The sequence below is a fragment of the Mesorhizobium sp. 1M-11 genome (assembly GCF_001303895.1).
GTDB lineage: Bacteria > Pseudomonadota > Alphaproteobacteria > Rhizobiales > Rhizobiaceae > Mesorhizobium.
This window is the reverse complement of the sequence record NZ_LJSD01000011.1, coordinates 809,294-833,871: the sequence shown is the minus strand read 5'-3', so window position 1 is coordinate 833,871 and position 24,578 is coordinate 809,294. Positions and strand designations below refer to the sequence as shown.

The 24,578-nt window shown below is 63.8% G+C and carries 26 protein-coding genes; 11 read left to right on the top strand and 15 right to left on the bottom strand.

What is annotated here, in order from left to right; translation table 11 throughout:
• Together AO692_RS07770 and AO692_RS07765 are read left to right on the top strand one after the other, a co-directional pair.
• A partial coding sequence (locus AO692_RS07770; RefSeq protein ID WP_200911710.1) for a 2-oxo acid dehydrogenase subunit E2 occupies positions 1–797 on the top strand: 797 nt, incomplete at its 5' end.
• 320 nt (positions 798–1,117) lie between these two features.
• Complete coding sequence (locus AO692_RS07765; protein WP_244483275.1) at positions 1,118–1,456, top strand: hypothetical protein; 339 nt, start codon at positions 1,118–1,120, stop codon at positions 1,454–1,456.
• On the opposite strand, the gene AO692_RS07760 is transcribed toward AO692_RS07765, so the two are convergent.
• Together AO692_RS07760 and AO692_RS07755 are read right to left on the bottom strand one after the other, a co-directional pair.
• Positions 1,453–2,127 (bottom strand): HAD family phosphatase, encoded by a 675-nt coding sequence (locus tag AO692_RS07760; protein WP_054309426.1) that lies wholly within the window; start codon positions 2,125–2,127, stop codon positions 1,453–1,455. The genes AO692_RS07765 and AO692_RS07760 overlap by 4 nt on opposite strands.
• Before the next feature lie 71 nt (positions 2,128–2,198).
• A complete protein-coding gene (locus AO692_RS07755) occupies positions 2,199–2,843 on the bottom strand; it encodes a hypothetical protein (protein WP_054309425.1) in 645 nt (214 codons plus the stop codon).
• Between the two features lie 284 nt (positions 2,844–3,127).
• Here AO692_RS07755 and AO692_RS07750 point away from each other — a divergent pair, with 284 nt between their 5' ends.
• The 5 genes from AO692_RS07750 to ptsP all read left to right on the top strand — a co-directional run bounded on the left by AO692_RS07750 (position 3,128) and on the right by ptsP (position 7,996).
• Positions 3,128–3,565 (top strand): transcriptional regulator GutM, encoded by a 438-nt coding sequence (locus tag AO692_RS07750; protein WP_054309424.1) that lies wholly within the window; start codon positions 3,128–3,130, stop codon positions 3,563–3,565.
• A gap of 154 nt (positions 3,566–3,719) precedes the next feature.
• Entirely contained in the window at positions 3,720–4,493 is a 774-nt protein-coding gene (locus AO692_RS07745; RefSeq protein ID WP_054309423.1) for a PTS glucitol/sorbitol transporter subunit IIC, read from the top strand.
• A 15-nt stretch (positions 4,494–4,508) separates the two neighbouring features.
• On the top strand, positions 4,509–5,516 hold the full coding sequence (locus tag AO692_RS07740; RefSeq protein ID WP_054309422.1) for a PTS glucitol/sorbitol transporter subunit IIB: 1,008 nt from the start codon (positions 4,509–4,511) through the stop codon (positions 5,514–5,516).
• Positions 5,517–5,541: 25 nt separating this feature from the next.
• Entirely contained in the window at positions 5,542–5,922 is a 381-nt protein-coding gene (locus AO692_RS07735) for a PTS glucitol/sorbitol transporter subunit IIA (RefSeq protein WP_054309421.1), read from the top strand.
• Between the two features lie 97 nt (positions 5,923–6,019).
• Positions 6,020–7,996, top strand: a complete 1,977-nt coding sequence (gene ptsP, locus AO692_RS07730; protein ID WP_054309420.1) for a phosphoenolpyruvate--protein phosphotransferase — start codon at positions 6,020–6,022, stop codon at positions 7,994–7,996.
• A 191-nt stretch (positions 7,997–8,187) separates the two neighbouring features.
• Here ptsP and AO692_RS07725 read toward each other — a convergent pair whose 3' ends face one another.
• Positions 8,188–8,985 carry a hypothetical protein gene (locus AO692_RS07725; RefSeq protein WP_054309419.1) on the bottom strand — a complete coding sequence of 266 codons (798 nt, stop codon included), beginning with the start codon at positions 8,983–8,985 and terminating at the stop codon, positions 8,188–8,190.
• A 149-nt stretch (positions 8,986–9,134) separates the two neighbouring features.
• Between AO692_RS07725 and AO692_RS07720 the strand changes: the two genes are divergently transcribed.
• Positions 9,135–10,157 (top strand): sugar-binding transcriptional regulator, encoded by a 1,023-nt coding sequence (locus tag AO692_RS07720; protein WP_054309418.1) that lies wholly within the window; start codon positions 9,135–9,137, stop codon positions 10,155–10,157.
• Between the two features lie 9 nt (positions 10,158–10,166).
• Here AO692_RS07720 and AO692_RS07715 read toward each other — a convergent pair whose 3' ends face one another.
• A complete protein-coding gene (locus AO692_RS07715; RefSeq protein WP_054309417.1) occupies positions 10,167–11,162 on the bottom strand; it encodes an AraC family transcriptional regulator in 996 nt (331 codons plus the stop codon).
• A gap of 74 nt (positions 11,163–11,236) precedes the next feature.
• Here AO692_RS07715 and AO692_RS07710 point away from each other — a divergent pair, with 74 nt between their 5' ends.
• Entirely contained in the window at positions 11,237–12,448 is a 1,212-nt protein-coding gene (locus tag AO692_RS07710) for an MFS transporter (protein WP_054309416.1), read from the top strand.
• Positions 12,449–12,544: 96 nt separating this feature from the next.
• Here AO692_RS07710 and AO692_RS07705 read toward each other — a convergent pair whose 3' ends face one another.
• From AO692_RS07705 to AO692_RS07690, 4 genes are all read right to left on the bottom strand, one after another.
• On the bottom strand, positions 12,545–13,471 hold the full coding sequence (locus tag AO692_RS07705) for a TonB family protein (RefSeq protein ID WP_054309415.1): 927 nt from the start codon (positions 13,469–13,471) through the stop codon (positions 12,545–12,547).
• Entirely contained in the window at positions 13,468–13,923 is a 456-nt protein-coding gene (gene exbD, locus AO692_RS07700; RefSeq protein WP_054309414.1) for a TonB system transport protein ExbD, read from the bottom strand. Before exbD ends, AO692_RS07705 begins: the two co-directional genes overlap by 4 nt.
• A gap of 10 nt (positions 13,924–13,933) precedes the next feature.
• On the bottom strand, positions 13,934–14,860 hold the full coding sequence (exbB, locus tag AO692_RS07695) for a tonB-system energizer ExbB (protein WP_244483285.1): 927 nt from the start codon (positions 14,858–14,860) through the stop codon (positions 13,934–13,936).
• Positions 14,861–15,201: 341 nt separating this feature from the next.
• A complete protein-coding gene (locus AO692_RS07690; protein ID WP_054309413.1) occupies positions 15,202–15,696 on the bottom strand; it encodes an Lrp/AsnC family transcriptional regulator in 495 nt (164 codons plus the stop codon).
• A gap of 100 nt (positions 15,697–15,796) precedes the next feature.
• Here AO692_RS07690 and AO692_RS07685 point away from each other — a divergent pair, with 100 nt between their 5' ends.
• On the top strand, positions 15,797–17,008 hold the full coding sequence (locus tag AO692_RS07685) for a diaminopropionate ammonia-lyase (RefSeq protein ID WP_054309412.1): 1,212 nt from the start codon (positions 15,797–15,799) through the stop codon (positions 17,006–17,008).
• Positions 17,005–18,162: a M20 aminoacylase family protein gene (locus AO692_RS07680; RefSeq protein WP_054309411.1), complete on the top strand. Its 1,158-nt coding sequence runs from the start codon at positions 17,005–17,007 to the stop codon at positions 18,160–18,162. Before AO692_RS07685 ends, AO692_RS07680 begins: the two co-directional genes overlap by 4 nt.
• Before the next feature lie 43 nt (positions 18,163–18,205).
• Here the strand turns inward: AO692_RS07680 and AO692_RS07675 are convergent, their stop codons facing one another.
• From AO692_RS07675 to AO692_RS07645, 7 genes are read right to left on the bottom strand one after another with little or no spacing between them, the layout of a single operon-like run.
• On the bottom strand, positions 18,206–18,997 hold the full coding sequence (locus AO692_RS07675) for an SIS domain-containing protein (RefSeq protein ID WP_054309410.1): 792 nt from the start codon (positions 18,995–18,997) through the stop codon (positions 18,206–18,208).
• Positions 18,998–19,017: 20 nt separating this feature from the next.
• Positions 19,018–19,788 carry a GntR family transcriptional regulator gene (locus AO692_RS07670; protein WP_054309409.1) on the bottom strand — a complete coding sequence of 257 codons (771 nt, stop codon included), beginning with the start codon at positions 19,786–19,788 and terminating at the stop codon, positions 19,018–19,020.
• Positions 19,785–20,660: an ROK family protein gene (locus tag AO692_RS07665; RefSeq protein ID WP_054309408.1), complete on the bottom strand. Its 876-nt coding sequence runs from the start codon at positions 20,658–20,660 to the stop codon at positions 19,785–19,787. The genes AO692_RS07670 and AO692_RS07665 overlap by 4 nt, the downstream gene beginning before the upstream one ends.
• Entirely contained in the window at positions 20,657–21,397 is a 741-nt protein-coding gene (locus AO692_RS07660; protein WP_054309407.1) for a PIG-L family deacetylase, read from the bottom strand. Before AO692_RS07660 ends, AO692_RS07665 begins: the two co-directional genes overlap by 4 nt.
• The gene (locus AO692_RS07655) at positions 21,394–22,233 is read right to left on the bottom strand and encodes a carbohydrate ABC transporter permease (RefSeq protein ID WP_054309406.1); all 840 of its coding nucleotides are present in this window, start codon (positions 22,231–22,233) and stop codon (positions 21,394–21,396) included. The genes AO692_RS07660 and AO692_RS07655 overlap by 4 nt, the downstream gene beginning before the upstream one ends.
• A complete protein-coding gene (locus AO692_RS07650; RefSeq protein WP_244483274.1) occupies positions 22,230–23,150 on the bottom strand; it encodes a sugar ABC transporter permease in 921 nt (306 codons plus the stop codon). Before AO692_RS07650 ends, AO692_RS07655 begins: the two co-directional genes overlap by 4 nt.
• Before the next feature lie 38 nt (positions 23,151–23,188).
• A complete protein-coding gene (locus AO692_RS07645) occupies positions 23,189–24,454 on the bottom strand; it encodes an extracellular solute-binding protein (RefSeq protein WP_054309404.1) in 1,266 nt (421 codons plus the stop codon).
• Positions 24,455–24,578 lie beyond the last annotated feature (124 nt).

The following is a 24,578-nucleotide window of genomic DNA, read 5'->3' as shown; positions in this document are numbered from 1 at the left end:
CTGCGGCGCCTGCCGCTGCTCCGGCTGCTGCACCTGCTGCCAAGCCGATGTCGGACGAGGCGGTGCTCAAACTGTTCGAAGAGGGCTCCTACGACCTTGTTCCGCACGACAATATGCGCAAGACCATCGCCCGGCGTCTGGTCGAGGCAAAGTCGACCATCCCGCATTTCTACCTGACCTTGGATTGCGAGCTGGACGCACTTTTGAAGCTGCGCTCCGAGCTCAATGCCGCTGCGCCGATGAAGAAGACCGAAAAGGGCGATGTCCCAGCCTACAAGCTCTCGGTCAACGACATGATCATCAAGGCGATGGCCCAGGCACTGGTCGCCGTGCCGGATGCCAATGCGTCGTGGACGGAAACGGCCATGGTCAAGCACAAGCACGCCGATGTCGGGGTGGCGGTATCGATCCCGGGCGGGCTGATCACGCCGATCGTGAGGAAGGCCGACCAGAAGACGCTGTCGGTGATCTCCAACGAGATGAAGGACCTCGCCAAGCGCGCCCGCGATCGCAAGCTGAAGCCGGAAGAGTATCAGGGCGGCACCACGGCGGTGTCGAACCTTGGCATGTTCGGCATCAAGGACTTCGCCGCCGTCATCAACCCGCCGCATGCGACGATCCTGGCAGTGGGTGCAGGCGAGGAGCGCGCGGTGGTGAAGGGCGGCGAGATCAGGATCGCGACCGTCATGTCGGTGACGCTGTCGACCGACCATCGTGCCGTCGACGGTGCGCTGGGAGCCGAACTGCTCGGCGCCTTCAAGCGCATCATCGAGAACCCGATGACTCTCTTGGTGTAATTCTTCCCGGCGGGGGCGCCGTCTCTTCGGAGAGGCGGCAATCGCATATGAAGTTCCCCTCTCCGTCTCGGGCTTTGCCCGAGCCACCTCTCCCCACTGCGTGGGGCGAGGAACCCAAGCTGAAAGGGCGCCGGCGCCGCAACTGCGGTTCCTCGCCCTGCCGGAAGGCGGGGAGAGGTGGCGCTACGAAGCGGCGACGGAGAGGGGAACTTTGCACCATATGCGATTGTCCTTGTCCTTCGGAGAGGCGGCGAAAGACAGTGGTCTTCTTTGATCGCAGGGAATCGCGTTAGCTGGCCCGATACATGTCAGGACCTGCCGTGACCAATACGCCTGAAATCTCGCTGGTTCCTCCGCGGATTGTCGCCGACAACGCTGCGAAAGGCCTGCGCCTGCGCGAGCGGTTTGGCCGCGGCGGCACCGAGATCGGCGTCGGTCGTGCCCGCGAACTGGTCGAGCGCCGGGCACTGCAGCCTTCGACCATCCGGCGGATGGTGAGTTTCTTCGCCCGCCATGAAGTCGACAAGCGCGCCAGGAACTTCGGCAATGAGGACAATCCCTCTGCCGGCTATGTGGCGTGGCTGCTATGGGGTGGCGACGAGGGCCGCGCCTGGGCCATCGAGCTGAAGACCATTATCGGCAATGCACCCGATATTTAAAGCCGGAAACCGAGCCCGCTCAGCCTGTCGGAGATTTCCCGCCAGCTCGTGCAGGCCGCATGTGCGCCCTGTTCCTTGAGCCGCGCGCCATGGCCGGCATAGGTATGGCCGCCGCCGGTGTAGCCGATCGCCGTCATGCCGGCTGCAACCGCGCCCTCGACGCCGAAAGGCGAGTCCTCGATGACGACGCAGTTCGCCGGGTCGGCGCCCATCTTCTCTGCCGCATAGAGGAAGATATCCGGCGCCGGCTTGCCGCGCTTCACCATGGAAGAGGAGAAGATCGCCTCGCCGAAATGCGGCGCCAGGCCAGTGACGGCGAGGCTGTGGTGGATGCGCTCCATCGACGAGGAAGAGGCCACGCAGCGGCCGGCTTTCAGCGTGCCGAGAAACGGCGCGATGCCATTGGTAGGGTTCAGCTTTTCGCTGAACAGGTCACGGGTCACCGTCCACAGGTCGCCTTCCTGATCGGGCTGCAGGTGATGGCCAGTCAGCTCCTTGATCCGGATGATGATGTCGGCCTGCTTCATGCCGACGCATTGGGCGATGACGTCAGCGCCGACGCCATTCATGCCATGCTTTTCGTAGACGCGCTCATAAGCCTCGGCGGCCAGCGGCTCGCTGTCCACCAGAACGCCGTCGCAATCGAAGATGATCAACTGTTGTGCCGTCACGCTGCGCCTCGAAGTATCCGATAATTTTGGCACATCGCTATCGGCAAAGAGACGAATGTTCAAGCGAGTGTTCAGGCTCGATGCCCAATTTTCCGCTTGTCCGTCGTTTCAAGCGCAGCTTGCATCGCCTGCCTGGATTGCGCGCTGTCAGGCACGATCCAGTTCGGCTCTGCCCCGAGGAAGCGGTCGAGGAAGGCCACCGCATAGGCCGGCATCTCGGTCACGTTTTCGCGATAGGACCACCAGGTGCGCAGGTCGTCCGCGCACTGGTCGATGGTCGGCGCATGTCCGAATTCCTGTTCGTGCACGGCGGCGATCGCCGACACACAGTAGTTGGTATAGAGGAAACCTTCCGGCCAGAACTGGACGATCTCGGTCATGCCTGCATCGTCGGTGGGCGGCAGGTCCGGTCGAGGTCCGGTGCCGACCGCCTTGGCCGGATCCTGCCGGATCAGTTCGCGCAGCACCAGGCCGGCGGCGAAGATGATGAAATCGGCGCGGTTCACCTCGGCAAAACGCTTCTGCGCGTCCATGATCTCGATCCAGTCGAGGAAGGCCCTGGTCAACCGCGTTTCATCGATCTCGAAACGCAGGCCATAGGTCGCCTCCACGGAACGTACGCTCGCGCGGAACGTCGCCCTGAACCAGCGCAGGCGCCTCAGCTGATGGCCAAGATCCGGCATCAGGGCCAGTTCGTCTTTGAATCGCAAATCCATTGCACGTCCTTTGACGGTGACTCTAGAGCGTTTCCGTTCTTACGGAAACGCGGAAACGCTCTAATTTTTGTTTCACGCAATTCCGGACGGAAAACCGCTGCGCACTTTTCCTGGAATTGCGAGCACACGCGTCGTCCCCGCCAAATGCGGTGGATCAATCGCTTTCGGGCTTCGTGGGAAAAATCATACATATTGACATTCAAGAAAACAAATGTTCTCTAACTTTCGTCTTGGTACTGTCATGAAGCAATGGCCGACCCAAGGGCTTGGGAGGAGATAAGCTGATGGCAATCTGGCAGTGGGCACTGCTTTCGCTCGCGCTCGTCTGGGGACTGCAGTCTCTCGGCGTCTGGCTGCAGATGCGGCATTATTCCGACGTCTTCAAAGGCATCACCAACAAATATGCCGACGGCTTCGTCGGCGCCGGCAACTATCGCGGCCGCTTTGCCAAGGGCATCATCGTCCTGGTGGTCGTGACCCCTGACCTCGTCGTGCGCCGCCTGCTCGTCATGAGCGGCCGTTCGGTGTTCGCCAAGTTCAGGCGGCATGAAGAATTCGAGGGCGTCGCCCTCGATCGTATCCGGTCCAATCCTGCGATCATGGGGGAGGGGGAACCCGGTGTGGCCGAGGCCGTGAAAAGGGCGATCGAGCAGATCGACCGGGCACGGGCGGAGCCGGGAAAGAAGCCGGGTCTCACCGGCTTGAAGACAGTCAGCGTATAGCGCAATTCCAGCAAAAGTGCGCAGCGGTTTTGCGCCCGGAATTGCGTAGAAACAAAGAGTTGGAGCGTTTCCGCGTTTCCGTGAAAAACGGAAACGCTCCGTAACGAATGCTGCTGCCGCAGGGGACAGGCGGCGGACGGCCCAAGGAGGAGATATGTCTGTAATTTCATTGTTGGCGCAGCATGCCGACATGGCCGTACAGCACCTGCACGCGGCAGGCGCGGTCGTCCAGGATGCTGCCCAGAACGCTGCATTGCACGGCAAGCTTGCCGTCACTCACGCCAGCGACAATCTTGTGGTTCTGGCACAGGCCGACAGCGGCCCGATCACCGTCGAACAGTTCAAGGAGAAGCTGAACGAAGTCGCCAAGGAAGAGCAGCTGGGCTGGCTGACCGCCATCGGCAAATATTTCATCGGCATCTTCCAGAAGGGCGGCGAGGTCTTCGCAGGCTTCGTCACCGGCATCATCCCGACGCTGGTTGTTCTCATGACGGCGTTCTACGCCATCACCGAACTGGTCGGTGAGGAGCGCGTCCATGGCCTTGCCCGTGGCGCCGGCCGCATCGCGCTCACCCGCTATACGGTGCTGCCGCTGCTCGCCGTCTTCTTTCTCACCAACCCGATGGCCTATACCTTCGGCTCCTTCCTTGAAGAGAAGCACAAGCCGGCCTTCTACGATGCGGCCGTATCATACGTGCATCCGCCGCTCGGCCTCTTTCCGCACATCAATCCCGGCGAATATTTCGTCTGGGGCGGCGTGCTGGTCGCGCTGCTCGAACTGGAGAAGAAGGGCGTGGTCGTTGCCGGCTATCACATCAAGGTGGCCATCTGGTACGCCATCGTCGGTCTCGTGGTGATCCTGCTCAAGGGCATCCTGACCGAGCGCATCACCGCCATCATGGCACGCCGCCAGGGCGTCGAGCTGTAAGGGGCGGGAAGCATCATGGCAAAGACCTACAAGGCCGTAAAAATCTCCAAGGGCTCCGGAGGCTGGGGCGGTCCGCTCGTCATCGAGCCGACCGCACAGCGCAACAAGGTCGTCTCCGTCACCGGTGGCGGTATCCATCCGATCGCCGCCCAGATCGCCGAGATGACCGGGGCTGAGGCCGTCGACGGCTTCAAGTCACCGCCCATCGAAGGCGAGATGGCTGTCGTCGTCGTCGATTGCGGCGGCACCGCACGCTGCGGCGTCTATCCGCGCAAGCGCATCCCGACCGTCAATGTCACGCCGGTCGGCCAGTCCGGGCCTCTAGCCCAGTTCATCCTGGAAGATATCTACGTTTCGGGCGTCAAGCCGGCCAACATCGTCATGGCCGACGGCTCCGAAGCGGTAACCACTGCAGGGGGAGCAGCGGCAATAAGTTCAAGCAACAGCAATTCGCCGTCGGCGGCTGCCCAGCCGCTGCCGAGCGAAGGCGGCATGATCGGGCTGATCTCTTCGATCGGCCGCGTCATGGGTCGTGTCGTCGGCATCTTCTTCAATGCCGGCCGGCGCACCATCGACCAGGTGATCCGCAACGTGCTGCCCTTCATGGCCTTCGTGACCATGCTGATCGGTCTGATCCTCTATACCGGGATCGGCGACGTGCTGGCGCAGCCGATGGGTCCGCTCGCCAACAACATCGTCGGCCTGCTGATCATTTCGGCGATCTGCGGCCTGCCGTTCCTCTCGCCCATCCTCGGGCCGGGCGCGGTCATCGCCCAGGTCATCGGTGTTGCCATCATCGGCCCGCAGATCGCCAACGGCACGATTTCGCCGGCCATGGCGCTGCCGGCGCTGTTTGCCTACAACACTCAGGTCGGCTGCGACTTCGTCCCGGTCGGTCTGGCGCTTGGTGAAGCCAAGCCCAAGACGATCGAGATCGGTGTGCCGGCGGTGCTCATCAGCCGCCAGATCATGGGTCCCGTGTCCGTGCTTCTCGCATGGGTAGTCAGTCTGCTGGTCCTGTAACGACAAGAAGGAGATTCGCCGCATCATGACGGTTCTGTTGGAAACGCGGGTAACCGCAGTTGGACCCGAAGTGGCGGATCTCGCCGAGGGCGGAGTGGTCATCCTGTTCGCGGACGGCTCGCCGCCGGAGCTCGCCGAGGTTTCGGTGATGCACAAGGCCGTACAGGGCCCCAGCGACGGCGCGCCGCAGATCGGCGCGTCGATCGCCATCGGCGCGGTGTCGGCGACGATCACCGCAATCGGCTCCACCGCGTGGAGCAAGGTGCGTGAGATCGGCCACGTCGTCATCTCGTTCAACGGTGCGACGGAAGCGGAGCGGCCGGGCGAAATCTGCGCCAGCGAAGTTGATGCTGGCCAGCTCGTCCAGGCTCTCAAGCAGGACGCCCTGATCACCATCGCCGCCTGAAATGCCTGGCGCCGTGCCCCCGCGCAGGGTCTCGGCGCTTTTCTTTTCGATCGCGGCCCTTCCGGGATAGGCCGGAAAATCTGATAGGATTGCCCGTATGGAACGCTCGACCATCGTCAGAGTGCATGAAGGTTTGCACGCCCGTCCCGCGACCCGCTTCGTGCGGCTTGCCAAGAGCTTCGAGTCCGAAGTCGAGATCGTGAAGGCAGGCAAGGCGGTGAGTGCCAAGAGTTCGGTCAAGCTGATGCTTTTGGGCGTGAAGGAGAACCAGGAAGTCACCGTGCGCGCCAACGGTGCTGACGCGGCCGAGGCAGTCGAGGCGCTGATCGGCTATCTGGAAAATCCGCGCGCGGGGCTCGATGACGATGCCGCCACCGGCGAGCAGAAGGCGCTCAACGGTGAGGTTGCGAAGCCTCTCGCTGCGGCTCCCGCGTCGGAGGCCAGGCTGTCGGGCGGCCTAAAGGGTATTGCAGCCAGTGAGGGCGTTGCCGTCGGCCCTGCCTTCGCGCATTTCCCGCCGGAAATCCGGCCGCAGGCGCGAACGCTGACGCCAGAGGAAGCCGAAGCCGAGATCGTGCGTTTCGGTCATGCCGTGGCCGCCGTACAGGCGCGCATGGACAGGGCGCTGGCCAGCGAAAGCCTGGCGGGTGGCGATCGTGGCATCGTTGCTGCCCTGCGCGACCTCGCTGCCGATGATACGCTGATTGGCGACGCCGAGGCGATGATCCGCGCCGGCACCGATGCTGTCGCCGCCGTCATCGCCACCGCCGCCAAGCTTGCCGCCGAGTTCGGTTCCGTGGAGGATCCCTACCTCAATGCCCGGGCCGACGACGTCCAGGCAGTCGGGCGCCAGATCTGTCTCGCTTTGCTCGGCCAGGACGATGTCAGCCTTGAGGATATCCCGCAGGGCGCCATCCTGATCGCCGACGACATCGGCGCCTGGGATCTGTCGCGCGCGCCGCTGAAGCGCATCGGCGGCATCGTCTGCGGTCATGGCGGTGCCACGTCGCATATCGCCATCATTGCCCGTTCGCACGGCATTCCGGCGGTGCTCGGTCTCGGTGCCTGCGTTTCGGATTTGCGCGATGCGAAGGAAATCGCCCTCGACGGCAACGGTGGCCTGGTCATTGTGGATCCGGCTGCGGATGTGAAAGCCGACTATCTCCGCCGCATCGAGGAAGCCGCCAGGGAACGCCATGCGCTCGACGTGTTCAAGGACGTGACACCGAAGCGTGCTGATGGCGCCGTCATCGAAGTGGCCGCCAATATCGGTTCGCTCGACGAGATCGAGGCCGCACAGGCCGCCGGCGCCATGGGGGTCGGCCTGTTCCGTACCGAGCTTCTCTTCATGCGCCACATGCATCTGCCGTCCGAGGATATGCAGGCCGAGACCTACGCAGCGCTGGCGCAGGCCTTCGCGCCCCACCCGGTTATCGTGCGTACGCTCGACATCGGTGGCGACAAGCCGGTGGCCGGCATCGAGTTCCCGGAAGAGGAAAATCCGTTCCTCGGCTGGCGCGGCATCCGCATGTGCCTCGACCGGCCGGATATCTTCAAACCTCAGCTCAAGGCGCTGCTGCGTGCCGCCGTTCACGGCAACGTCAAGGTGATGTTGCCGATGGTGTCGGACCTGACCGAGGTGCGTCGGGCCAAGACACTGATCAACGAATGCGCAGGCGAACTGATGCGCGACGGCGTGCCTTTCGCGCATTTCCAGCTCGGCGTGATGATCGAAACGCCGGCAGCCGTGCTGATCGCGCCGGCGCTGGCGAAGGAAGTGTCCTTCTTCTCCATAGGAACCAACGACCTCACCCAATATGTCATGGCCGCCGATCGCCTGAATCCGACGGTCGGTGCATTGAACGACGTCGCCAATCCGGCGGTGATGGCGGCAATCGAGATGACGGCGAAGGCCGGCGTCGAAGCGGGCATCATGGTCGGCATGTGCGGCGAGGCCGCTGGCCGTCCGGATCTCATTCCGGAATTCCTGCGCATGGGGCTGACCGAACTGTCGATGAGTCCGGCTTCGATCTCGCGTGCCAAGAAGCGGATCGTCGAGTTGAGCAAAGAGTAGGCACTTCGTCGCACGGTTCGCGCCTCATCCGGGAGAAGGGCCGCATCAAAGCTGCTTCTCTCTCCCCGTTCACGGGGAGAGATGTCCGGCAGGACAGTGAGGGGCAGAGCCGGCTTTTGCGTGCCTAAGGATGCCCCTCATCCGGCCCTTCGGGCCACCTTCTCCCCGTGAACGGGGAGAAGGAAGGAGCACTACGGCAGATGCGCGAGCAGCGTGGCAAACACCGTCGTCAACTCATCCAGCGGATCGTTGCCGTTGCAGGCCGCCAGGATGCGGTCGAGCCTGGCATCGGTGGCAAGCAGGGCGATCTCGAGCAGGTCGGGTTCGGGTTTCGCGCTGGTGTCGACACTGGCGAGCCCGACCGCCAGCGCGACAGGCGCCAGGCAGGATACGGCGAAGCTGCGGCCGGCGCCGACAGCGGCCGTCGGCGTCTCGCCTTGCCGCAGCGGGTCATGATTGAGGAATTCCACCAAAAGCGCCGCGCTTAGCGCCGCAACCAGTGCCACGCGTCCGGCCCAGTCGCTTTCGCGGACCAGCCTGTCGAGAAGTTCGGCATGCTGCCGCGCGATCACCGCGTGTATGGCGGTGAAATTAGCTTCGCGCACCCGCACGCTTATGGCCTTCCTTTCGGCAAGCACAGCCTTGGCCAGCGCATACATGTCACGCCGGAAGGAACGTTCGCCGGAAAGCGCTGCATCCCCGGGCGCGAAATAAACGCCGAGCGGCTTTGGCGTCAGCCCGTTCATGCGGCCGCTGCGCTCGCGCGGCACAAGCGTTTCGGCCACCGACATCATGTCGTCGAAGGCGCTTGCGGCATGGCCGAGCAGCCCCTCGATCTCGCGGATCGGGAAGGATGGACGGGCGGCCTCTTCGCCTTGCCGCGCCTGCTGGGCAGGGCTGTCGTGCCTGTGCCGGCGGATGACATGGCGCACGTCACGCAGCCGGTCCTTCAGGTTGACGCGGACCTCTTCGGAGATTTCACGCAGCATTGTCTGCTCTCTGCTTCTGATCAGCCGGTATAGGCGGCATGGTCGTGTCAGCCAATTGTTTATATCGTGCAGGACCGGTCAAAAGGCGATAGTGGCCATAAGCCGAATCGCCGGAGGGTTCGGCGGCAGTGCTTACGGGAGGGAATGCAGTGGCAAGAAAGCCGCAGCGACAGGCCGGGACGACGGACGGCGAAGCGGGGGAGAATGGCGCGGTCGCGGCCGAAAGCAAGGCCGATCGCCTGCGCATCCGCGCTGCCTGGATGTATTTCATCGAGCAGATGACCCAGAACGAGATCGCCGATGTGCTTGGCGTCGGCCGCGTCACCGTTGTGCGCATGCTGGCCGAGGCTCGTGCCCGCAACGAGGTGAAGATCGCCATTGAAAGCGAGCTGTCCGAGATCGTGCGGCTGGAGCGGGCTCTGGAAAAGGTCTTCGGTCTGGAGCAGGCGCTCGTCGCGCCGCTCTCCAGCGCGGATTCGGACCCAATCCCAGCCATCGCCGCCAAGACGGGTGCCTATCTTTCGGAAGTCATGCGTTCGGGCATGCGCGTCGGTGTCGGCTGGGGCCGCACGCTGTTTTCGACCTTGCCTTTCATCGGCGCCAAGTCGCTGAGTGATTTCAAGGTCATCTCGCTTCTCGGCGGCGTCGGTGTGGCACGCCGCTACAATCCGGCCGAATTCGCCTGGCGTTTCGCTCAGGTCTTCCAGGGCGACGGTTATCTCATTCCGGCACCGGCAGTGGTCGACAGCGTCGAAACCAAGGTTGCGCTGGTGGAGCGCTGCGGGCTCGAAGAAATCTTCGAGATGGCCGACGCGCTGGATGCCGTGCTTCTGTCGATCGGCGGCATTGCCTCGGCGACGACTTTCTACCGCGGCGGTTTCCTGAAGGAGGCCGATCGCGAGGCGCTGCTCGCGCGTGGTGCCGTTGGCGATCTTCTGTTTCATTTCTTCAATCGCAACGGCGATCTCGTCGAACATCCGGTAAACGATCGCGTGATGTCGGTGGAAGTCGACCGGTTGCGCCGGGCGCCGCTGCGCATTCTCACCTCGGGCGGACAGGAAAAGATCGAGGCGCTGCTCGGCGCCATGCATCTCGTCAAACCGACCGTGCTGATCACCGACGAGGAGAGCGCACGGCGTATGCTGGAAACGCAGGGCAGCGCCCTGGGCTGACAGCGACGATCAGATGTTCGGAACTTCGATGTAGTCCTCGCCGCGGAAATGGCTCGGCGGCGAGCCGATGACCCGCTTGAAGGCACGGCTGAAGGCGGCTTCCGATTCATAGCCCAGCCGGTTGGCGACGACCGCGATTTTCAGCCGGTCCTGCATCAGCCATTGCCTGGCCTGGTGCATGCGCACCTGGGTGACGTATTTGGCCGGCGTCTCGCCGACGATCGAAGCAAAACGTTCGGCAAAGCCCGAGCGTGAGGCACCCATGGTGCGCGCCAGCGTCTCGACGCTCCAGTCGCGGTTTGGTTCGAGATGGATTGCCGCCAGCACCTTGCCGAGTTCGCGGTCGCGTACCGCCGCGATCCATCCCTTGGAATCGCCGCAACCGCGCTCGACCCATGAGCGGATGATCGAGGCGGCCAGCACATCCGCCAGCCGGGCCACGATGCCGGCGGAACCGACGCGCTCCATCTTGATTTCGCGCGCCATCGCTTCCAGCAGATGCGGGATGCTTGGCTCGTGCTCTTCCAGGCCATGCGTGCGCATCATATCCGGCATCATGCCGAGCAGCGGGTGCAGACTGTCGAGGTTGAAATACATGGTGCCGCAGAACAGAAGCGTGCCCGGCACGCAACTTTCCGCCCCCGTCTCCGTCCTCATGCAATAGACGTTCTTGCAGATCTCGGTGACTTCGTAGCCTTTGAACTGTGTGGTCGGCACGTCGGGCGAACTGGCCAGTGCGTGCGGTGCGCCGCGCGGCACCAGCACCGCGTCGCCCGCCTTCATCTCGAACCAGTCGCCATTGGGCATGCGCATCCAGCATGCCTTCTGGCCGACGAAATAGAAACGGGCGGCATTCTGTGCCGGGAATTCCAGCCCCCACGGTTCCTTCATTTCGCAGCGGCCGTATTGCACGCCGTCTAGGCGCAGGCCGCGCAGGATGTCGGTCAACGGGTCGCCAGTCTGAGACGCCGACGGCGATGAATTTTTGGACGAATGATCAAGCATAATGGTGTTTCTAACATGGAAACTCCAGGCAGTCACCTCCATTTGTTGCATTGCAACCAATTCGGAGACTGACTATGACCGACCCCGCGACAGCGGCGCTGGACGCGCCCGCTTTGTCATCCGTCGAGGAGCGCGCCGACCCGGCATGGGGAGCCGTCGTCTCGCTGGCGCTCGGCGTGTTCGGTCTCGTGACCGCAGAATTCCTCCCGGCCAGCCTGCTCACCCCGATGGCCCAAGACCTCGGTGTCAGCGAGGGCGCTGCCGGCCAGGCCGTGACTGCCACAGCGATTGTCGGCGCCATTGCGGCACCCACCATGGCGATCATCACCCGCCGCCTCGACCGCAAGATCCTGATGTGGATACTGACCTTCCTGCTTATCATTTCCAGCCTGACCGCAGCCTTTGCTTCCTCATTAGGCATGCTGTTGGCGGCGCGCGTCGTGCTTGGCGTAGCGCTGGGCGGTTTCTGGGCGATGTCGGGCGCCATGACCATGCGCCTTGTGCCCGCGCGATTGTTGCCGCGTGCCATGTCGATCATCCTGGGTGGCGTCTCGGTGGCCACGGTCTGTGCCGCGCCCGTCGGCGCCTATGTCGGCGACATCTGGGGCTGGCGCACCGCTTTCCTGATCGCGGCCATCGTCGGTGCGGTGACGCTGCTGGCGCAGGTTGCCACGCTTCCCAGCCTGCCGCCCTCCGGTATCGCCAGCCTGCGCACCTTGGTGGATGTCGCCAAGCGCCCGGCCATCGGTGTCGGCCTGCTCTTCATCCTTTTCATCGCGTCAGGTCATTTCGCGGGCTTCACCTATGTCCGCGCCTTCCTGGAGCAGGTTCCGGTGTTGAATGTCGAAAACATCTCCCTGGTGCTGTTGGCCTTCGGTATTGGCGGCTTCATCGGCAATCTCGTCGGCGGTTTCGTGGTGGAGCGCAGTCTGAAGCTTGCCGCGGGTATGTCGCCGCTGCTGATCGCGATCTCGACGCTGGCCCTGCTTGTCTTCGGCGCCTCGCCGGTGACGTCGGCCATTGCCGTCACCGCCTGGGGCTTCGCTTTCGGCGCCATCCCGGTTTCGGTGCAGACCTGGATGCTGCGCGCTGCTCCAGACCAGGCTGAAAGCGCCGGCGGCCTCATGGTCACCGCCTTCCAGGTGGCGATCGCAGCGGGCGCGGTTGTTGGCGGCCTGCTGGTCGACAATGCCGGCGTTGCCAGCGCCTTCGCCTATGCCGGCATTGCCACCTTGCTGGCGGCTGTGACGGCTTTCGTGCTTGGACCGAAGAGCGAAAAGGCCTGAGAGCGCGGACCACGACGTCACGATAGATGGGCATCCACAATAGAAGCGGCGCGGGCTTGGTCCGCGCCGCTTCTATTTTATGCAGGAGATGCCCTATCAGCGCGTGGAGCCGACCGGTACGGTCAGAAACATCGCGGTGACGGTCGACGGAGGCGCGGGAATTGGGGATGCCCGCCGCACCATCGACACAGCTGCCTCATCGAGGCTCTTGTCGCCCGAGGACCGCGCGAGCGCGACCGACAGGATCGACCCGCCCGAGTTGAACGTGAACCGCACCAAGGCATCGCCGCCGCCACGACGACCGGCATTTATCGAACGCCTGTAGCGCATAAGGTGCGCGCCGACGCGCGATTTCCACTGCGAAGGCGACATCGAACTACCGGCGCTGCCGCTGCTTCCGCCAGCCATTTGAGTGGCCGCGCCGGCCCTGGCCGCTTTCCGCTGGGCGACCGAATTGGCGACCGCTTTCTTTTCGACCTTTTCCGGCTTCTCGGCCTTCGCCTCTTTGACAGGCTCGGGCTTCTTCTTCTCGACCGGTTTCTTCTCGCGCACCGGCTTGGCGACCGGCTTCGGCTTTTCGATTTCAGGTCGCGGTTCCGGTATGGCCATCGCCACTTCCGGTAAGGGCGCCTCGGTAAGGTCCGGCACCACTTCCTCGACGGCTTCAGGTTTTGTCGCCTCGAGCGGCTCCGGTTCCGTCACCTCTTCGACAGGCTCGGCGACCTCTTGCTCGACAGACTTGATCTCCTCCTTGACCTCTTGCGGGGTCTCGGCGGCTTCGCTGTCGACTGGATCCGCGGTGTCGAGTGGCACGGTGTCGGCATCTATGACCATCGGCGGCAGGTCGAGCATGACGGCCGGTGGTGCAGCCGGCGGCAGTGCGGTCTCGGGCGCTTCTCGATGAAGATACCAGCCGCCGCCAGCATGGATCGACGCTACGATGAGCGCAGCGCCCGACCATAGCGCCAGCTCGCGGCGGCTCATGCCACCGAACAGGCCGCCATGCGCAGCGGCCGCTGTCACTGTGCCGCTCCCGGGGTTGGCGACGTCGTTGGGATTGTTTCCAGCCCGACGAGAGCCACTTTCAGGTAGCCCGCACCGCGCATCAGGTTCATCACCTCCATCAACTCGCCATAGGCGACGCCCCGGTCGGCGCGCAGGAAGATGCGCTTCTGCTTGTCGCCCTGGGCGATCGTGTCCAGCTGCTGCTGGAAAACAGGGCGATCCACGGTCTGCTGGCCGATCGCGAGGCTGAGGTCGTCTTTCAGCGTGACGTAAAGCGGCTCTTCCGGTCGCGGTGCGGGCGTTGCAGTGGAAGCCGGCAGGTCGACATTGATGTCGACCGTCGCCAGCGGTGCGGCGACCATGAAGATGATGAGTAGGACCAGCATGACGTCGATGAAAGGCGTCACGTTGATCTCGTGGTTCTCCTGCAGATCGTCGTCGTCGAACGATTGCTTGATGCCGCCAGCCATCGCGCTTCTCCTAGAGGGCCACGGATGGGGCCTGATGGCCGTTCGCGGGCCTGGCGGCAGGTGTCGCAACATGCGGACGTGCTGTGGCATGGGCCGGCGAGACCCGATCGAGGTCGCGGCTGACCAATCGCTGCACGCCGGCTGCGGCATCCGCCAGACCCTGGCGGTAGCCGGTAATCGAGCGTGCGAAGACGTTGTAGATCACCACTGCCGGAATGGCGGCGATCAGTCCGACTGCGGTGGCGAGCAGCGCTTCGGCGATGCCGGGAGCGACCACGGCGAGGTTGGTGGTCTGGGCTTCCGAGATGCCGATGAAGGAATTCATGATGCCCCACACCGTGCCGAACAGGCCGACGAAGGGAGCGGTCGAGCCGATGGTGGCCAGCACGCCGGTGCCGCGGCTCAGCCGCCGGCCAGCCTGTGCCTGAAGGCGCATCAGCCGGGATTCCACGCGCTCCTTGACGCCGGCGGGATCGTAGCTGCCGTCATCCTGTCGCGACATTTCCAGTTCTTCGCTGGCCGCCCGCACCAGCACGCCGCCGATGCCTGCGCCCTTGCCGAGCGCCTGTGCCGCGTCGTCCAGCCGGCGCGCGCCCGTGATGCCGCGCAAGGCCTTGGAAAGGCGTGCCTTGGAACCTGCAATCTCAAGCGATTTGGCCAGCCACACGGTCCAGGTCACCAGCGAGGCGAAGGCAAGGCCAATCATGACGCCCTTCACGACCCAGTCCGCGCTCATGAACATGCCCCAGGGGGACAGGTTGTGCGGCAATGTCGCCTTGGCGATGGTCGGTGCCTCAGAAGCGCCGGGGGCAGACGGCGTCGCGGTTGGCGCCGACATCGAAGGTGCGGGCTGTGATGCAGGGGCAGGAGCAGATGTTGTGCCTTGCGCGGAATTCGTGTTTTGCGTCGGTGCCGCGTCTCCGGCACTTGGGGCCATGGCCGGAGCCGTGTTTTCAACGGGTGCTGCTTGCTGCGCCAGAGCCGGTGCGACGTTCACCGCAATGAGGGCTGCGAGCGCGGCGGTGCGGGTTACCCGACCGAATGAAGTCTTCCGGCCTGTCCGGTTCGCGACGTTGAGGCGCATATCGTCTTGCAAGGTCTCGTCTCCACTTTACGGAGCCGAGACGATCCGGCGGTTTGATATTGATCCACTCAGGTCTCGGCTCATACGAGCGAGAGCGACCTAACATTGTTGAGTACGATTATCAAGAAATTGCGACTTCACTTTGCGTATCTTTTGCCCAGCCAATTTCATGCAGCGCGGGCAATGGCCTGGATCTATGCTTTGCCGGGTTGCGTCAATGGCACGGTGAGCCCGACCTTGACGCGGTCCATGGCGACAAAGGTGCGGAATTTCTTGACATTGTTGTTGGAAAAGAACAGCCGGCGCGTCAGCGCTTCATAGTCAGCCATGGTGGCCACGATGATGATCAGGATGAAGTCCGCTTCGCCGGTCACATAGTAGCATTGCTGCACCTCGGGCGCGGCGGAGAATTCCCGCTTGGCGACATCGAGGAGTTCGGCGGTTTCGCTGACCACCTCGACTTCCACGAAGATGGTGATGGCTTGCCCGACTTTGGCGGGATCGACGATGGCGACATTGGCCTCGATCACGCCGGCCTCTTCAAGACGCCTGATACGCCGCTGCACGGCGGGAGCGGAGAGATTGACCGCCTCGCCGACCAGCCGTTGCGGCGTGGCGTTGTCCTTCTGCAGGATGGCGAGGATCGCCAGATCGAAACTGTCGAGTTCGATTGCCGGTTTCGCCACCATGCTGCCTCGTGAAACAAACTTGCGCGGGTCGTGGCGGAATACAGCGCAATTTGCGCCCGCGATGCAATACATCTTCGCGGACCCTGCGAGAGAGAGGCGGATGTTTCTGCTCAACACCCATTCCGACCATAACGCCCGGTTGCTCCCGGTCGATGCCGCGTCCTTGAGCGCGCATGGTGTGCGTGAAGTGGAGCGCTTCCTGGAGTTTCGCGAAAATGCTGTCGCCACCCCGCTTGTGGCCTTGCCGGCGCTGGCGGATGCGCTGGGTGTCGGTGCGATCCACATGAAGGACGAGGGGCGGCGGCTCGGTCTCGGCAGCTTCAAGGCGCTCGGCGGTTCCTATGCGGTGGTCCGGCTTGTGCTTGAAGAGGCGTCACGTCACTTCGATCGCGATGTCGGTTTCGCCGATCTTGGCCGTCCGAGCGTGCGGGCGTTGGCTGCCAGGAAGACGTTCGCCTGCGCCACTGACGGCAATCACGGCCGCTCGGTTGCGCAAGGTGCGCAGCTTGTCGGCGCGAGATCCGTCATCTTCGTGCATGGCGGTGTCAGCGATGAAAGGGTCGCTGCGATTGCCAGCTTCGGTGCCGAAATGATCCGCATCGACGGGACCTACGACGAGACCGTGGCCGAGGCCGCACGTGTTGCCGAGCGCGAAGGCTGGTCGATTGTTTCGGACACGTCATGGCCAGGCTACGAACGCATTCCCGGTCTGGTCATGCAGGGTTATACGGCGATCGCACACGAGGCTTTGAGCCAGATCGACAGGCCGCCGACCCATGTCTTCGTGCAGGCCGGCGTTGGCGGCATCGCTGCGGCGATGGCAGGGCATTTTGCCGAAACGCTTGGAAAGGACCGTCCGAGCTTGGTGGTGGTCGAACCGGCCCGCGCGGCCTGCATCCTGGCAACCGCCCATGCCGGCCATGTGACGAGGATCGACCATGGCGAGCCAACCGTAATGGCTATGCTGGAATGCTACGAGCCCTCGCTGGTCGCCTGGCGCGTGCTGTCGCGTGCTGCCGACGCGTTCATGGCGGTCGAGGAAGAAGACGCTGTTGCGGCCATGAACCGGCTGGCATGGCCGGCAGGTCATGACCCGGCGATCGTCTCCGGCGAAAGCGGCTGTGTCGGCCTTGCCGGCCTGACACGCGCGCTGGCCGAACCGGATTTGAAGGCGGCACTGCGCCTCGACGCCACATCCCGCATCCTTCTGGTCAACACCGAAGGCGCCACCGATCCGGGTCTCTACGAACAATTGGTGGGCTCAAGCCCGGCTGCAGTGGCCGGCGGCAACAAGGAGGTGACGCCCGCATGACCGACATGGCTCTGCTCGAAAGCGAAATGACGGCGTGGCGCCGCGACCTGCATGCGCATCCCGAGTTCGGCTTCGAGGAAAAGCGCACTGCCGCCTTCGTTGCCGGGAAGCTGCGCGAATTCGGTCTCGATGTCACCGAAGGCGTGGGCGGTACCGGGGTCGTCGGCACGCTGAAGCGTGGCTCGAGCAACCGCGCGATTGCGCTACGCGCCGACATGGATGCGTTGCGCATCACCGAGCAGGGGACGGCCGACTACCGTTCGCAGAACCAGGGCATCATGCACGCCTGTGGTCATGACGGCCACACCTCCATGCTGCTCGGCGCGGCGCGGCAGCTGGCGGAAGAGGGCGGTTTCGACGGAACGGTCCGCTTCATCTTCCAGCCAGCGGAAGAGTGGGGCAGAGGCGCGCTCGCCATGCTGGACGACGGTCTTATGGCGCGCTTTCCCTTCGAGGAGATCTACGGCCTGCACAATATGCCTGGTCTGCCGGTCGGCCGTTTTGAAACACGCGCCGGCTCGTTCATGTCCGCCGAGGACAATTTCGAGATCGTGCTGAAGGGCGTCGGCGGCCATGCCGCGCGGCCACATTGGGGCAATGAGGTGCTGGTCGCGGCCTGCGCGCTCGTCACCAACCTGCAGACCATCGTGTCGCGGCGCCTCAGTCCGACAGACATCGGCGTCGTTTCGGTGACGGAGCTCATCACCGACGGCACGCGCAACGCGTTGCCGGGCCTGGCCCGGATCCTGGGCGATGCCCGCAGCTTCCGGCCGGAGGTCAGCGCCGAGATCGAGCGGCAGATGCGCATCATCGCAGAGGGAACGGCGCTGGCTCACAACGTCAGCGCCGAGGTCACCTATACGCGTGAGTTCGTGCCGCTGTTGAATGATGCGGCGCTGGTCGAGGAGGTCTTTGCCGCTGCCGCAACGGTCTTCAGGCCGGAGGCGATCGCAATTGCAAAGGAGCCGATGACCGGTTCGGAGGACTTCGCCCGGTTCCTCGATCAGGTCCCGGGCTGTTTCGTCTTTGTCGGCAATGGCGAGGATTCCGCGCCGCTACACAACCCGACTTTCGATTTCAACGATGCGGGCCTGCTCCACGGCACGGGTTTCCACGTCGCCATCACCCGACGCCGTTTGCCGGAGCGGCAATAGTCCAGAAAAGAAAGGCCGGCGGAGCCGGCCTTTCACTGTTCGGTCATTCGCCCCGCATGGTGGCCTGGAAGGTCGGCAGATGTTTTTTCTGCGCTTCCAGCATGCGCTCGCGATAGACACCGTAGATCACGTCGGTGTCGTGCAGCGTGACGCCCGCGATTGTCGGCGAGGCGAAAACCGGCAGCTCGACTCCACGCTTCGACAGCTGGTCGGCCGTGCGTGCGATCAGTTCGTGCGCCATGATCATGGCCAGCACCGTCGACGAGCCGGAGACCGGGCGGCTCCAGCCTTCGACCGGGACGATCGCGTCTTCGATCGGCGAACAGGTGTCGATCACCAGGTCCGCCGCATCGGCCAGCCGCATCCCGGACGAATGCGTGGCCGGCTTGTCCAGATTGTTCTTCGAGGTGATCGCCACCACGAAGATACCGCGCTTCTTGGCGTAGAGTGCAGTGTCGATGCCCGATGCGTTGCGGCCGCTATGGCCGAAGATGATGATCGAGTCGCCTTCGTTGAGCGGCTGGTGGTCGAGGAATTTCTCGGCGTATTTTTCCGTACGCTCCAGCCACAGCAGTTCGCGCACGCCGCCGGCGCCGAGCACGTTGTTCCACATCACGCGCGGGTCGGTCAGCGGGTTGAAGCCGACATAGGAACCGTAGCGCGGGAACACTTCCTGGCAGGGCAGCACGGAGTGGCCGGAACCGTAGAGATGGACGAGTCCTCCATTTTGCAGCGAATCCGCAAATTTGCTTGCCGCCTGCTCGAAGGCTTCGGCATTTTCCTTCGACGCCTTCTCGATGAGGGCGGCGAGGCGGGGAATGTAGAAATCGGACACTTGGATACTCCTGCTTGGTGTCAGCTTCGGGTGTTGGGAGGAACGCGGCCGGCGCGCAGCGTCGAACGGATTTCGTAGCGGTCGCCGCGCATGACCGAGATGGTGAATTCGAAGGGGCCGCGCTCGTCGATGCTCACGCGTTCGACGATGAAGGCGGGGGTGCCGACGGCCAGCCCGAGCAGATCGGCATCGGCGACAGGAACCGTGCCGACGCGGTAGCTCTCGCGCGCTTCCATCGCCACGATGCCGTAGCGACGTTCCAGGGCTTCGTAGAGCGAGCCTTGCAGCAGGCCGGAATCGAGGAAGCCCGGCACGCGCGCACCGGCAAGCTGCGCCGTCTGGATGCCGATCGGCTCGTTGTTGCCAAGCCTGAGCCTCCGGATGCGCACCACCGGATCGCCCTCGTCGATCTCGAGCGCAGCCGCTGCTGCGGCGTCCGCCGTGGTCAGGCTGCAATCCAGCAGCCGTGAGCCGGCGACGACGCCAATATTGCCCATCTCCTGAGTGAAGGAGGTCAGTTCGCGCGTGCCGGCCACCAGCGTGGTGGAGCGCACGAACGTGCCGCGCCCGTGTTCGCGGCGCAGCAGCCCGGTTTCCTCCAGATTGCGCAGTGCGTGGCGTAGCGTGATGCGGCTCACTCCGAACAGCGCGCATAGCCGGTCTTCGGCCGGAATCTGGTCGCCGGTCGCCCATTCGCCGCTCTTGATGATGGCGCGGATCGCTTCCTCGACCTGGAACCATAGCGGTTCGGGGCGACGGCGGTCGGGTTGCGGAAAGCTGGCTTCGGTCATCCTATATGTCTCCATCCGGCTCCAGCGGCGCCCGCAAGGGCTGCGCCGGCAAGGCCGGCGCGCGACCCGAAGGCGCCAGGCCTGATGTCTATGTTGCGAAGGTGCGGCGGCAGCTGACGTCGAAGCGCCGCGAGCAAGGGCGGTCTCATCACATCGAGCGCATCCGCGATGCCACCGGAAATCAGGACGGCCTGCGGGTTGAGCAGAGCGACTGCCCCGGCCAATGCCGTGCCAAGGCTTCGCATCGGTGTTTCGAGTGCCGCCATCGCATCGCCATTGCCCGAACGCGCCTCAGCGATCAGGACGGCACCATTGGCCAATCCCAGTCCTCGCGCGGCGGTATCCAGCGCACGACCCGAAGCTGAACGTTCCAGCCAACCGCTGCGGTCGTCGCCGGCATCGTCGATATCCGCGCAGGCCCAGCCGAAGGAACAGGCGCCGCCTTGTGCTCCCGCGACGATACGCCCTCCGGCCAGAACGGCCGAACCGATGCCCGTGCCGATGGCGAGCAGCAGCGCATCGGTCAGCGATCGGGCGCCACCTTCGACAGCCTCCGCCAGCATGGCGACCTGTGCGTCATTGCCGACAGCGACCGCCAAGCCGGGGAACAGTTCCTGCAGGTCCTGTCCGTCGAGATAGGGCAGATTGGGTATCCAGCGGCAGGTCGAACCTTCGACAAGGCCCGGCACCGCAAGGCCGATCGCCGCGATATCACCGGCCTCATCGGCGAGCGCGCCGAGACGGGTTCGAAAATCCTCAAGCGTGGCGGGTGCTGCCTCATGCGTCAGTACCTGCAGCGCCAAGACGTCGCCGCTGTAGACAGCCGCGCGCAGATTGGTGCCGCCGAGGTCGATGGCCAATACGCGCGTCATGGCTTGTGATCCTTGGCGGCAGGCGGGGCGAACAGGCCGGCGCCTGCATTCCAGGAGTGCGAGGCGGCAGCGAAGCCTTGTGCGTAGCGGGTGCCGCGCAGGCAGCCGCGCAGCCGGTAGAGCGCGCTGTAATAATCGACATATGGAAAGCTGCTCAGGCCTCGCGCCAGCTCGTATTCATGCACCGCCGCACTCCAGGCCTCGAAGCCGTCTGTGACGTCGATGAGGTGCTCGGGCCTGAAGCCCTCGTCGTCTTCCCAGTTTTCGCCGAACAGCAGCAGTTGCGGTGTGTGAGCCTCATGGCTGCGCTTCAGTGTCGGCAGGGCGGCGTAGAAGAAACCGGTGCGGGTCAGTTCGGCCGCGGCGCGATGGTCCTTGTGCCAGCTGCCATGCCAATGCGTGATGACGACCTCCGGCTTCAGCTCGCGGATGACGTCGCAGACCTTGAGCGCCGTTTCGTCGTCATTGGGCAGGAAGGCATCCTTGAGCCCAAGGTTGCGCACGTTGATGCCCAGCCGTTTGGCGGCCTTCTCGGCCTCCTCTTCCTTCTGCGCGCAATAATGGTCCGGGACCAGGCAGGGATGTCCCTGTTCGCCCATGGTCAGGTGCAGGAAGGTGACGGCGGCACCTCGGCTGGCCGCCACCGCTGCCAGCGGTCCGGCGATCACTTCAGCGTCGAAGGCATGTGCCCCGACGACCAGGATCGAGCGCGCGGCATAGACCTTGTCTTCGATCATTTCATGCCTCCGCCGGCGCCGACGCCCTCGCGAATCTGGCGCGCAAGCAAACAATACATGATGAGGATGGGCGCCATGGAGATGGCAAGCGAAGCAAACACCAGGCCCCAGTCGGTGCGGAACTGGCCGACGAACACGCTGATTGCCAACGGCACGGTCTTGTAGCGATCGTCGAAGATGAAGATCAGCGGGAAGAAGAAATCGTTCCACACCGCAATGGCGGTGAAGATGGCGACGATCGACACCGCCGGTTTCACCATCGGCAGGATGATCTGGAACAGGATGCGTGTCTCGCCCGCGCCATCCATGCGTGCTGCCTCGTCGAGTTCGGACGGCAGCACGCGCATGAAATTGGCGAAGATGAAGACGGCGAACGGAATGCGGATCGCCGAATAGACCAGGATCAGGCCAGTCAGCGAATCGAGCAGGTCGAGATTGCGCATCAGCGTGAACAGTTCGACCGACGCCAGCCGGATCGGCAGCATGATACCGGACAGGAAGAGGCCCAGCATGATGCCGTTCCAGCCGAGCTTGTAGCGGCTGAGCGGATAGGCGGCGAGCGCAGAGACCACGATGGTGAGCACCACCGCGCCGCCGGTGACGATCAGGCTGTTGATGAAGTTCTGGCCGAGATCCGCGCGTGTCCACGCATTGGCGAAATTGTCGAAGGACCAGCTCTGCGGCAGACCGAGCCGGTTCTCGTAGATCTCAGCCGTCGTCTTGAAGCAGGAGACGACGAGGATGTAGAGCGGCAGCAGCACGGCCGCGGACCACAGCGCGAGCACGGTCCAGCCGGGCAGTCTGGCAAGCCGCGTCTGGATGGCAAACGTGCTCATAGCTGCACCGTCCGTCGGTCGAAGAAACGCAGCATGAGCAGCGTGCCGATGCTGAGGATCAGGAACAGCATGGTGCCGAGTGCCAGCGCCAGGCCGATGTCGGTGATGCCGACCGCGCCTTCGGCCCCGAACGCCAGGCGATAGAAATAGGTCACCAGCGTGTCGGTCGAATAGCTCGGATTGCCCTGAACGCCCTGCATCACATAGACGATGTCGAACTGGTTGAAGGTGTTGATGAAGGAAAGCGTCGTCAGCGTGCCGATGGCAGGCATCAGGAGTGGCAGCGCCACCGAAACCAGCATGCGCCCGCTGCCGGCACCGTCCAGCTTTGCAGCTTCGAAGATCTGGCCGGAGATCTGTCTCAGCCCTGCCGTGTAGATCAGCACCGGAAGGCCCATCCAGTTCCAGGCGTCCACCGCGATCAGCATCATAAGCGCCGTCTGGCTGTTGCCGAGCACGGTCAGGCTGCCCTCGTGCAGGCCCAGGCCGTTCAGCGCCCACCCAACGACACCGCCCGGCGCCAGCAGCAGGCGCCACAGCGCGCCGACGATCACCGGCGACAGCACCGCCGGGAAAAAGAACAGCGATTGGAAGAAGGCGGCTCCGCTTCTGCCCTTGCCCTGGTCGCGCAGGAACAGCAGCCAGGCGAACAGCAGGCCGACGCCGTTCTGGAACACCATGATGCCGAAGAACCAGATCACGTTGTGCCACAGTGCCCCGGTCAGCCGCGCGCTGCTTGGAAACACGAACAGGCGCGCGAAATTCGAGAGGCCGGCAAAGTCCAGCATGCGCAGTCCCTTCCAGGTGAAGAAACTGCCCCACAGCGACATGGCCAATGGGTAGAGCACGAACAGCCCGTAGATGGCCAGCGCCGGCAACACGAACAGCACAGCCATGCGCTGCTGCGTTCGCTTCATGCTGCTCTTGTGCCGGTGCTGCGTCACGGTCAGGCCGCCTACTGCTTGGGCTGGAACCAGGTCGCAACCGCGGCCTGCATATCGGCGCCAAGCTTCTCCGGTGCGATCTTGCCTTCGACCGTGTCGATGATCTCCGCCTGCAGGATCGACGAGGCCGTCGGCGACTGCCAGCGGAAGCCGACGAGGGTGAGATAAGGCGTCGAGTTCTTGGCCATCTCCATCATCTGCGACAGCACCGGATTCTTCACAGACACGTCGGTGCGCGCCGGCGGCCAGCCAAGCTCGTCGGCGAACAGCTGCGCGAATTTCTGCGACGCCATGAAGTTCAGCACCTTGGTCGCCGCTTCCTTGTTCTTGCTTTCCGAGACCAGCCCGTAGGAGCCATCGGAGAAGGCCGAGGTGTAGAGCGTGGCGCCGGCATCGTCAGCGGGGAAGGAGAAGATCGAGAACTGCAGTTTCGGGTTCTGTGCCTTGAACGAACCGTTCTCGAACGAGCCGCCCAGGAACATCGCTGCCTTGCCGTTGATGAACTGCTGCGTCGATGTGGTGTAGTCGACGCCTGCAAACCCATCCGAGAAATAAGGTTTCAGCTCGGCATAGCGCTTGAGCGCCGCGACATAGCGCGGATCCTCGAAGGTCGCCTTGCCGCTCATCATCTCGTCATAGAAACCTGGGCCATAGACCGTTGGTCCGACCACGCCGACGCCGATCTCCAGCGCCCAGGCTGAGCCATTGGCGCCGCCCGCCGCGATCGGCGTGATGCCGGCAGCCTTCAGTTTCTCGCAGGCGGCTATGAAATCCTTGTAGGTTTTCGGGATCTCTATGCCTTGCGCTGCGAAAATCTCCTTGTTGTAGAACACGCCCATCATCGGCACGGAGTAGGGCACGCCATAGGTCTTGCCGTCGGTGCGTCCACGCGCTGCGCCTAGCGCAGTGTCGGGCATGTTCTTCAGTTCCGCCACGCTCTCGTCCAGCGCATCGAGATACCCCGCTTCGATGAACGGCTGCACTTCGCCATAGGCTTTGAGCTGCGCGATATCGGGGCCGCGTCCGCCACGCAGGGCTGTGCTCAGTCGATTCTGGTAGTCGGCATCGGGGGTGAACTGGATGTTGACCTTGATTCCGGGCGTCTCCTTTTCGAAGACGTCGAAGATCCGGCGCATCGCCGCCTCGTCTTCGGTGCGCCAGCTCCACAGTGTCACCGTCTCGTCGGCGAAGGCGGGCACGGCGAAGCCCGAGCCGATCGCGGCCAGGCTGCCGATCAAGCCGAGCAGAGTGCGTCGGCGAATTGAAAGCTTGTTCATTGCGAGTTCTCCCATTCTGCCGTGTTCGGCCTGCCGCATTCCCGTTTGCGGCCGAAATTCATTATAACGACATAATCGAAATCGCAAGACAACTCGTGCTGGATTCTTTTTGCTGGCGCGATGC